General features: G+C 61.0%; 1 protein-coding gene. It reads left to right on the top strand.

Annotated elements, in window-relative coordinates:
• Positions 1-115: 115 nt before the first annotated feature.
• On the top strand, positions 116-3,312 hold a 3,197-nt coding region (locus tag AXK11_RS00360), incomplete at its 3' end, for a hypothetical protein (RefSeq protein WP_156469107.1).

The raw sequence follows: 3,312 nt of genomic DNA, 5'->3' as shown, positions 1-3,312 counted from the left end.
CCCCCCCCCCCCCCCATCGCGTTGTAAGTTAACTACTTACGTAAGTTTATCTACCGCGTGCGCAGCAATTGGCGTACTTGCTGCGTTAACTCCGCAGACTGCCAGTGCGCAGATTTTGCCTCCGCTGCCCTCCTCCTACAAGCAGTGGAATGGGCCGAGCTCGGGCGGGACTTGGGGCTCTGGCCCGTGGATTGGTGGCGTTCCCTCTTCAGGGGATAATGTGCTCTTCGTCCCCAGCACCGAGCGGGCCGACCTCAGCACCGGCGACCATACGGTGCGCTCGCTGTGGTTTCAGGCCGGGACTTTTTACACGCTCAACGGCTCCGGCACGATCAAGCTAAGCAACGGCACCCCAACCGGGCACATCCTCGTCGTCACCAACTCTGTCAGCAATCCTCGGCAATCGGAGACGAATATCGAGAGCCACATCCAGCTCGAGGGCATGCCTCCCCGTGCTTACATCGAGAACTGGTCGGAAGGCGGCTTGCGCATCGGCGGCTTTTTCAAGTTAAGCGACGCCAACGTCCAGTTTGGGGGCACGGGAGCGATCCATCTGGCCAACCAGATCACCAACCAGGACGGCAAGCGGGCCAACGGTAATTTATACGTCGAAGGCTCTGCGGGTACTCTGGAGAACGTTCACGTCATCCTCAGCGCGAACAACGAGAAGAATTGGGGAGGTGTACTAAACGTTAACGACCGTGGTTTCTTGATCGTTAAGGAAAATCAGGCCCTCGGCGAAGGCAGCAACAAGGTGGTGAATTGGGGCGGCACGATCGCGCTGCGTTCCCACGTCGGGGTGCCCCTCACTTACACCCAACCTCAGCAAAACAACTATATCAGCCTCTATGGTCTCGGGATCGTTCGCAAAGCAGGTACGGCGAAGCGCATCGGCGCGCTCTACAACGACGGCGGTTGGAACTCGCTCGATATGCGGATTGACCAGGTCACCCAGCAGAACCCGGTTCCCGTAGGCTTTGGCTCGCGCGGGGATCGCGGCGGGGGCCTAGAACTGCGCAATACAGTCAGGCTCACGAATCCATTTCACAAGCTCGGCCCGGGCCTCATCGTGCTCAATAATACACGCGGAGGAGGCGACGCGAACCAGTGGGACAAGGACACGATCCTCAAGGCCGGCGTCTTGCGGCTCGGCAGCGCGGGCTCGCTGCCCAGCACCTCAAACCTCGTCTTTGAGTCTGATAATCCCCGCTTCGGCGGCATCCTGGAGCTCGGCTATGGCGGTTTCACGCGCAGCTTGGGCACTGGCGCGGGCGAAGTGCGCTGGGCCGGCTCGGGCGGTTTTTCGGCCTACGGCGCCGATCGCAGCGTGACGCTCGACACTGGCGTCTTGGGAGACGCCGCGTTGACCTGGGATAGCACGGCCCACTTCCTGAAAGACGGTGAGGCCCTGCTGCTCAGCTCCCGCTACGCCACGCACAACATCACGCTTACCAATGAGCTCGCCTTGGGCGCGGGCAGCGGCAAGCAGCGCGAAGTCCGCGTCGAGCGCGGCGAGGGGAGCGCCCATGCCCGCCTGTCGGGACCACTCCACTTTGGTGACAACACCCTCCGCAAAACGGGCCGAGGACTCCTTGTATTTGATTACCTCCAGCATTTATACGGCAGCCAAGCCGCCGTCAGGATCGAAGACGGTGCATTTCTTAAAGAACAGGGAACGCCATTATTCACTTGGGTGAATCACCAGCTCGCTGGCGGGGTTTTCGGGGTTAAAGGGGATACCCCTGAAAGCTTGGACATCGCGCTCGGTACGGGGCCCAGCCAGTTCCAGTGGTTGGGTGATGGCGGCTTTGCCGCCTACCGCAACAAGTGGGCCGGCGGCACGCGTAGCGTCACGCTCAACAGTGGGGCCACACTTACCTGGGGGCAGTCGCCCTATTTCGTCGCGGCGGACAAGGAGCTGCGCTTCGGCCACTACACTGCCGACGGTACGGTCGATTTTACCAATAACCTCAACTTGGGTAGCGGTCGCCGCACGATTCGCGTCGAGCGCGGCAGCGGCTTCAACCGTGCCGACGTGCTCCTCAGCGGAAAGCTAAGCGGCGATGCGGGAACGCAGCTTTGGTTGGTAGGTGATGGCCGGATCGACCTCACGAGCGCGGACAACTTCTCCACCGATGTCGTAAACCTCCTGAATATCCACGGTGCCGAGCTGCGGCTTAACCGCCAAGGTTCCCTTAGCCAGATCGCGAATATCATTATGGGCCACGGCGGTACCCTCTACCTCGACGACTTGGGCACGCACGACTCGAATGGCAACGGCTCGGTTAACCCGGATCGGATAATGAATAGCGGCACCCTGTTTTTCGAGGGCGGCTCGCTCATTTACCGCCGCGGCGGCACTGCCGTGGAAAGAGTAGGGGCGCTCGCGCTAAATTCGGGCGAAAACTCGATCCAGGTTTTTAAGGCGCAGGACGGGGAGGCCTGGCTGTACTCCACTGGCCTTCAGCGCGGCGACCACTTCCGCAGCGTCCTGCACTTCTCCGAGAAGGAGGCCCAGCTGCGTTTGGTTAACGACGGATCCCTCGATTATAACGTGGGAACGGGCACGGGTATTGTCCCTTGGGCGACAGCCGTCAGGCCAGACGGCTCGCTGGGCTTTGCCCATATCATCTCCGATTTCTTCTACGATCCCCAAAGTAGCTCGCCCTATCAATACATCCTTAAAGCGCTGGGGACTTACCACACGGGAGCGGCAGATACGTGGGGGACGAATGGCACGTTCAACGTGCGGATGACGGGTAATCAAACTCTCGGTGCAAACCGCACGATCAACTCGCTCGTTATCGGCGGCGGTAACCTCAATCTCGGCGCAAACCGTACCCTCACGATCAACTCCGGTGGGCTGATCGCCAGCGGCAGCGGGACGAGGATCATCAACGGCAGCGGCCAGATTGCGACGAGCAACAACCGCGCCTTTTATGTTCACACGTTTGGCAACTTGTCGCTTGAGGGGAGTGCGCGCTTCAGCGGCACCATGGACTTGGTGAAAAGCCAGTCGGGCACGCTGACGCTCGGCAGCAACGTCAACCATACAGTCGGAAACGTGTACATTCACCGCGGGACACTCGACCTGAAGCGCGGTACGCTCTCGGTAAACGGTCGGATCTGGATCGGCGACGGCGGCAGAGATGCCACCCTCAAGCTCGCGCCCAACCGCTGGAACCAGATCGTGAGAGCCGGTGGTGCCTTGGCCTCGATCACGCTCAACGGCACACCCTACGACCCGCGCGGCCCCGAGTACGGCGGCGCGCAGGCGATCCTCCAGATGGGCGGCAACACCAAGCTGAGCCT

This window comes from Cephaloticoccus primus, assembly GCF_001580015.1.
Taxonomy (GTDB): domain Bacteria; phylum Verrucomicrobiota; class Verrucomicrobiia; order Opitutales; family Opitutaceae; genus Cephaloticoccus; species Cephaloticoccus primus.
The sequence above is the reverse complement of the archived record's forward strand: the minus strand, read 5'-3'. Positions and strand labels throughout refer to the sequence as shown.